Genomic DNA, 8156 nt, shown 5'->3' on the forward strand with positions numbered 1-8156 from the left:
TAATTAACACTAGAAGATAGTTATTCCCATGATGACAAAAAAAGGGAGTATCCATATTCATGGACACTCCCTTTTTTTAATTATTAGCTTGAAAATAATTTGTTTTTTAGTAGAAACTGTACAAAGTTTTCACCTCTATGATTTATTTCGTTACTTTTGCACGGGCTTCTTTCCACTTATTATTTAGGTCTTTCATAATATCATCAAAACTTTCATCTGTATTTCCAATAGCGGATTCAATGATACGTTGTTTAAATTCTGGTTGGAATAAACCGATTTCTCCTTCGTTGTCAATTGCATCGACCCAGCCTTCTTGTCCTTCTTGAGCTGGTGCATTTCTTAACAATTCAACACCTAATTCTTCAAATGAGGCTAACGTATCTGGCAGCTCTTCACCTATGACTGGAGAGATTCCACCATTGTCAAGCGCATAATTGGATTCATTAATAAACCAATCAAGCCATGCTCGTGCAGCTTCCTTGTTTTCACTATTTTTATTAATCCCAATTTTGTAATCTCCACTGCTTTCTGAATATTGCTTTCCTTCATGATTATAAGGGAATGGCATATAGCCAATATCATCTGGATTTTCAGCTATATCTTGAATTTGTGTAATCGCCCATGAACCTAATACCATTGTTGCAATTTCACCATTTGCTAACATTTTCTTTGAGCTTTCCCAATCAGTCGTTAGTGGATCCTCTTCAATTAATCCTTCTTTGGCGATATCATGCATCAATTTGTATAAAATATAATGTGGCTTACCTTCTGAGAATGGGTCATCCATATTTGCCATTTGAACATTAACATAATCCTCAACCCCTGCGATAGACAAACGGTTTGGCTCCCATTGAGTTAACGGCCAGCCTGCCGCATAGTTTGTATAATAAGGAATCGCATTTGTTTCTTCTTTTACTTTTTTTAATGCCTCTAAAAATGCTTCTGGTGTAGTTGGTATTTCTGAAATACCCGCATCTTCAAAAACTTTTTTATTAAAGACAATTCCTTGAGCGTTTACAACAACCGGAATACCATACACATTGTGTTCATAAGCATCTTCATCAACATGTAAATATTTTTCACTTAATTCATCAATTGTTCCAAGCGGCTCAAAGTAGTTTCCTAGCTCTTGAACTGGTACTTCATTTGGTATGAGTAAAACATCTCCATATTCTGTAGAATTCATGCGGATCTTCACTTGACCTTCATAATCTGTAATTGCTTCAAATTCCACCTTTATATCTGGATATTTTTCATTAAATTTTTTTGCATAGTCCTGGAATACTGTATCAACAATATCAGTGCGATTTGTTAACACAAGGATTTCACCTGATGGACCATCAGTTCCGTTCGCATTTCCCTTACTTGAGCTCTTATCAGTTTGAGAACAACCTACTAATAAAGAAAAAATCATCATGCTAAAAACTAGCACCTTAAATAAGTGTTTCATCTAATATCCCCCTCTTGTTAAGTAATCGTTTAAGTAATTAATATTTTATTATGAAAACGCTTACCTGTCAATGTGGTGATTTTCGCAAAAATATTAACATATTTTTAGTCAAAAAAAGGCCACTCCTCCTAATGAACCTTTGCTCAATTTGGAGAAGTGAACCTATATTAGATTAATATTTTTTATGCCATATCTGCAGCTTGTTTACCTTCCGTCATTTTTTTTACAGAGTCACGGAATACAAGCTTGCCTTTTACAGATATTTGTTCCCATTTTTTCTTTTTCGTTTTTAATTTTGAAATAATTAAATTAACCGCTGTTCGAGACATTTCTTCAATATCAACCTCTACTGTTGTTAGCTTAGGTTCCGCAATTTGTGCATATATATCATTATCAAAGCCTACGACTGAGCAATCCTCAGGTACTCGATAACCTAATGAATCTAGCTTATTAATTAAATTGTATGCAACTTGATCACAGTTACATACAAATGCTGTAGGAAGCTTTTCAGGAAGCTCAATATCAATATACTTTCCCCGCTCATCACGGTCATTAATAATAAATTGTTGTTGTAAAGGCAGCTTATGCTCTAGCAATGATTTATAGAAGCCTAAAAAGCGGTCTTGAATACTGCTTGTTGAGTAAATGTTTCCTACGAAGCCAATATCTTTATGACCATTTTTGATAAGGTGGTTTGTCATTTCATAGACACCATAGAAATTATCTGTAATCACCGTATCGGCTTCTGCATCCTCATTATAAAAATCAATATAGACGATCGGTATTTCTATTCCATTTAGCAGATGGATATATTCATTGCTTATTTGCCCTAATATTAACAATCCATCAACCTTTTTATCATAATAGATTCGTGGAAGAACTTTATTTTCTTCATCCTCTGAGCTTAAAATATGAAGAATTCCACTATATTGATGCTGATCTAAGACTCGAGCAATATGCTGATAAAATTTCAAATAAAAGGATTGGATTTCTCCTGTAAAACGTTCTGGTATAATAACGCCAATATTATAAGCTTGGCCTTCTTTCATTGATTTTGCTAAAGTATTAAATCGGTAGCCCATTTCCTCTGCAACTTCTTTAATTTTCTGCTTTAGCTCCTCACTTACGCCCTCTTTATCATTTAGTGCTTTCGAAATAGTGACACTACTAACACCAAGTCTTTCCGCAATATCTCGCATTGTTACGTTATTTCCCAAAATACCCACCTCTCCGACATTTACTATGTTCAAATTTATGATGAGTTAAACCAGCATTACACGATAATGGTTTAACTTTTAAGTTATAATCAAATCTAACATCCATTTAACTCAGGATGTATAATAATTAAAAGCTTACCTTTATGAAAACGTATATTTACATATATTATAAAGTAACTTTCACTTAATTGCTCGAATTAAGTTGAAAAAATTATGATAAGTTGAAATGATACCAAGCAAATTAGACATAACGGTCTCTGCTAATGGCGAAAAGATGTAAGAAGCCGTCTGTAATCATCGGTTGGTTCCCTTAATAAAATTGCCCATGCTATGAATAATAGAGCCTAAAAAATGAGAGTAGGTCATACAGGCTAACATACTCTCATCTATTTTTATAAAATTGGTGATAATAAACGCGAAACAGACTCTTTAAAGCGTATCGTTTTTGAACGATGATGATAAGCCCCTAATGTAAGCTCCCTTGAGACCTCGATATCTTGTAGGAAATGCTCATAAAGCTCCATCGCTATTGACGAATCATAAACGAAGGCATTCACTTCAAAGTTTAATTTAAAGCTTCTCATATCAATATTCGCTGTTCCTACTGATGAAATTTCATGGTCAACAATAATCGTTTTTGCATGGATAAAGCCATTATCATAAATATATACTTTAGCACCAGAGTTTAGCATTTCCCCTATATATGACATCGTTGCCCAATAAACAAACGGATGATCTGGTTTATTGGGAATCATAATTTTGACATCCACCCCGGATAAGCAAGCAATTTTTAAAGCATCAAGTAAACTCGCATCAGGAATAAAGTACGGTGTTTGAATACAGATTGTTTTTTTAGCAGTTGAAATCATTTTAATATAGCCATTTTTAATCTGTTCCCAATCTGAATCAGGCCCACTAGTGACAATTTGTAGGCTGCTGTTTCCGGTAACACGCTGATTCGGAAAATGGTTTGGGATATAAGGCACCTTCTTTTTATTTGTCGCCTGGTTCCAGTCAAGAATAAAGCGCGTTTGAATCGCAAATACGGCTGGACCTTGAATGCGAAGATGTGTATCACGCCAGTAGCCGAAATTCGGATCAAGTCCTAGATATTCATCCCCGACATTAAATCCGCCGACATAGCCAATCTGTCCATCAATAATAACGAGCTTACGATGGTTACGATAATTGAGCCGTAAATTGATCCATCTTAGTTTAGACGGGAAAAACCGTTCAACCTCCCCTTCTGCAGCCAATAATTCTGCAAAAAACGATTTCCTTAGCCCCCTTGAACCAAGATCATCATATAAAACTCTGACCTTTACTCCTTGCTTTGCCTTTTTCGTTAATAGCTCAATAAGCCGCTTCCCTAGCTCGTCATTATGTAAAATATAATATTGCAAATGAATATGGTCTTGTGCGTTTTCAATATCAGTCATTAATTGCTCAAATTTATCTTTGCCGTCTGTAAAAATATCAATTAAATTATGCTTTGTTAACACTGCATCATTATTAATTAAATGCATATAAATGAGCTGTTTATATGCTCTTTCCGTATCATTTTGATATTCAAATGTATCATTGCGAATTTGTTCGACCTGCCTGTTCAGCAAGGTTTCAATCCCAAGCTTTTTGCGGTCCTCCCATTGAAATAAATGATAGCGGCTCAGATTTTGCCCAAATAGAAGGTAAAGTAAAAACCCTAACAAGGGAATAAAAAAGAGGACAAGTAACCAAGCCCATGAAGCAGTCGCATCTTTTCTCTCTCTAAAAATGACAATAATAGCAAACGCAATATTAAGAAAGATAATAATTCCAAGTAATATAGCTACAATGTGCATCATTTTTCCTCACTTCTTCAAAACTTTTACTATATTTAATCGTATAAATTGAAGCGAACGTCTAGAGTGGAAGCAGAACGGAAGATTAGATATAGCCTTTGTATTTATAATTAGTCGTTCCTTCTACACTAGTATAACGTGAATGTTCTATTAGAGTAAGCCTCTTCATAATTCACTTATGTAAGAAAAATAAATTTGTTGATAACTCTGTGAGATATATCTTTAGTATGTTAAAATATCTCATAATGAATTTTCAATCTATATTATCTATTCCATAGAGGTGAACAGGAAATCATGAACGAATTAGCACAAGCGTTAAACAAGTCGATTCAAGCAGACAACGAATACGTCTATGATATGTTGTCCCAGCTAGGAAAGGAAATGTTTTACCCAAAAGGAATCTTAAGTCAATCAGCAGAAGCTGGTAAAAAGGCACATCGTTTTAACGCAACGATCGGAATAGCTACAGAGAATAACCAGCCGATGCATTTTCAGCATATTCAAAATATGTTCGGTGAAGAAGTATCACCAAAGGATTTATTCCCATACGCTCCACCTCAAGGAAAAGAGGAGCTTCGCAATGTGTGGAAGAAAAAAATCCTTGCAGATAACCCAAGCCTGAAGGAAGAATTAATTGGAACACCTGTCGTTACAAACGCGCTTACTCATGGACTTAGCATTGTTGCTGACTTATTTGCGGACGAAGGTACTCCCGTTATCCTACCAGATAAATATTGGGGAAACTACAACATTACATTTAAAACCCGTCGTGGAGCGACAACTGTCACATACCCGCTTTTCAACAGCTCAAATGGCTTTAATGTTGCTGGTTTGAAAGAAGCAATTCAAGCGCAAAAAACAGCTGATAAAATCATTGTTTTATTAAACTTCCCTAATAACCCAACTGGCTATACACCAGTTGAAGCAGAAGCAAAGGAAATCGTGAACGTCCTTAAAGAAGCTGCAGAAGAAGGCTTAAACATTATCACCTTAATCGATGATGCATATTTCGGATTATTTTATGAGGATTCAATTAAAGAATCCATTTTCAGCTATTTAGCTGATGCTCATCCAAGAATTCTTGCTGTTAAGGTTGATGGCGCTACAAAGGAAAACTATGTTTGGGGATTCCGTGTCGGGTTCATAACATATGCAAGCAATAGTCCTGCAATCCTAAATGCTTTAGAGCAAAAAACGAAAGGTATCATTAGAGGAACGATTTCAAGCGGTTCTCATCCTTCACAAACAATTATTTTGCAATCATTGCAATCAAATGAATTCCCAGTTGAGAAGGAGCAAAAATTTGCCCTTATGAAAAGCAGAGCTGATAAAACAAAAGAAGTTCTTGCTAAAGAAGAATACAACAAATATTGGACATACTATCCATTTAACTCTGGGTACTTTATGTGTCTAAAGCTTCATAACATTAATGCAGAGGAGCTCCGCGTTCACCTATTAGATAAATACGGTGTTGGAACAATTTCGATTAACGCAACTGATCTCCGCATTGCCTTCTCTTGTGTAGAGGCTTCAGATATTGAGGAGCTTTTTGACTTAATCGCAAAAGGTGCAGAGGATTTACAAAAATAAATTCAGTAAAAATGATGACTGTCTCCTAAGGAACTTCCTTGTTGAGACAGTCTTTTTTATTGCATTTTTAGTCTCATTTAAGCGAAAAAAAAGAGAAACGGAAAGCACATTACCATGCATCCATTTCTCTTTATTTTTATTAATAATCAACCTTCACTCGCTTAATAAAGAAAGCGATAATTAACGCAATAATTGCAGCACCGAGAGCAAAGAGGAAACCATCCTGAATTCCAGCTGTTAATGCTGCTGGAATATGTGCTGGATCCTGTGGGTTATCCACTTTTGATAAGTAGTCGTGCTGTCCTGCAGACATAATACTTACACCAATTGCTGTTCCAATAGCTCCTGATACTTGTTGAAGTGTATTCATAATCGCTGTTCCATCAGGATAATATTCCTTTGGTAATTGATTTAACCCATTCGTTTGAGCTGGCATCATAACCATTGAAATTCCAATCATTAATAAGATGTGAAGAGCGATAATAAAGCCTGTTGTCGATGTTGTCGTTAATCCAGAGAATAACCACAAATCAATTGCAACAATGACAAGTCCAGGAATGACAAGCCACTTCGGTCCATACTTATCAAACAGTCTTCCCATAACAGGAGATAAAAGACCATTTAAAACACCGCCAGGAAGAAGAATTAATCCCGCCGCAAAGGCCGTTAACACTAATCCACCCTGCAAGTAAAGTGGCAATAATAGCATCGATGAAAGCATAACCATCATACAAATAAATACAAGGATGACAGCAAGAGTAAACATCGGATAACGGAAGGCACGTAAGTTAATCATCGGCTTTTCCATTTTAAGCTGACGAATGCTAAATAAAATAAGAGAGACGGCACCAATGATAATAAAGGCAATTACCTTCGGACTGCTCCAACCTCCTTCCCCTTCACCAGCACTACTAAATCCAAAAACAACTCCACCAAAACCTAAAGTTGACAAAATTACAGATAAGATATCAATCTTCGGCTTTGTTACTTCTGTCACATTCTCCATATAAAGTATGCCTGCAATTAAACCAATTACTAAGAATGGTAGTGATAGCCAGAAAATCCAATGCCATGTAAGATTCTCAAGAACTAAGCCTGAGATTGTTGGTCCTACAGCAGGAGCGAACATAATAACTAAACCAATCATTCCCATTGCCGCCCCACGCTTTTCTGCAGGGAAAATTAATAAAATTGTATTAAACATTAACGGTAAAAGTAATGCAGTTCCCATTGCTTGGAACACACGTGCAACCATTAAAACTTCAAAGCTCGGAGCAATCGCTGCGATAAACGTTCCTACAATCGATAAACATAATGATGTAATAAACAATTGTCTTGTTGTAAACCATTGAAGCAATAGCCCTGATACAGGGACTAAAATACCTAACGTTAACAAATAACCAGTCGTTAACCATTGAATCGTTGCTGCATTTGTATTGAAGATTTGAATTAAATCGCTAATCGCAATATTCAAGGCTGTTTCACTAAAAAGACCTATAAAACCACTTATAAGAAAAGCGACCAAAATCGGAACAACCTTATATGTTTTTTCCGGATTCTGACTCGCTGTTGCACTTGCACTTACACTTGCATCCATATTGAATCCCCTCTCTAATTATCATTTTTGAATCATGTGTATATGTATTACACACATATAAAGGAAAGCAAAGCCTACAAACTTACCTTTCAAAACTACAATCCATAATCAATTCCTACACCATCACCTATACAAGCTTTGGTTAGCAGCCCCTTCCCTTTCCTTCATCCAAAAACAAACTTTCCTGTCAATAAATTGCTTTCTTTTTCTTTGACCGCTAAATTATAGATGATGATTTGCATTTATGTCAATTTTGAAGTTTTTAAAATGATCAATTTATAAATCATTCATTTATGTAAAGGAAAAAATCTCTCTAGCAATTAATCTATCGTTAATACCCTAAGGACTTCCTAAGGTCTCTTATACTCCTAGCATTTGAATTGAACTCGAGAGTATATGAACAAATGATATGTTTTTAATTGATTTTATAAAAGATGAAAACCCTAAGGCATGCCTAGGGT

5 protein-coding genes are annotated in these 8156 nt (G+C 35.5%); 1 reads left to right on the forward strand and 4 read right to left on the reverse strand.

Annotation, left to right across the window (positions count from 1 at the left end; all coding sequences use genetic code 11):
• Nucleotides 1-142: 142 nt before the first annotated feature.
• The 3 genes from HU235_RS24730 to cls form a co-directional block, all read right to left on the reverse strand.
• A complete protein-coding gene (locus tag HU235_RS24730) occupies nt 143-1450 on the reverse strand; it encodes an ABC transporter substrate-binding protein (protein WP_174881916.1) in 1308 nt (435 codons plus the stop codon).
• Between the two features lie 182 nt (nt 1451-1632).
• On the reverse strand, nt 1633-2667 hold the full coding sequence (locus HU235_RS24735) for a substrate-binding domain-containing protein (RefSeq protein ID WP_174881917.1): 1035 nt from the start codon (nt 2665-2667) through the stop codon (nt 1633-1635).
• A 392-nt stretch (nt 2668-3059) separates the two neighbouring features.
• A complete protein-coding gene (cls, locus tag HU235_RS24740; protein WP_174881918.1) occupies nt 3060-4508 on the reverse strand; it encodes a cardiolipin synthase in 1449 nt (482 codons plus the stop codon).
• 294 nt (nt 4509-4802) lie between these two features.
• Between cls and HU235_RS24745 the strand changes: the two genes are divergently transcribed.
• Nucleotides 4803-6098 carry an aminotransferase class I/II-fold pyridoxal phosphate-dependent enzyme gene (locus HU235_RS24745; protein WP_174881919.1) on the forward strand — a complete coding sequence of 432 codons (1296 nt, stop codon included), beginning with the start codon at nt 4803-4805 and terminating at the stop codon, nt 6096-6098.
• 139 nt (nt 6099-6237) lie between these two features.
• Here HU235_RS24745 and lmr(B) read toward each other — a convergent pair whose 3' ends face one another.
• Nucleotides 6238-7695 (reverse strand): lincomycin efflux MFS transporter Lmr(B), encoded by a 1458-nt coding sequence (lmr(B), locus tag HU235_RS24750; RefSeq protein WP_095297100.1) that lies wholly within the window; start codon nt 7693-7695, stop codon nt 6238-6240.
• Between the last annotated feature and the right edge of the window lie 461 nt (nt 7696-8156).

The organism is Metabacillus niabensis, assembly GCF_902829255.1.
GTDB lineage: Bacteria > Bacillota > Bacilli > Bacillales > Bacillaceae > Metabacillus > Metabacillus niabensis.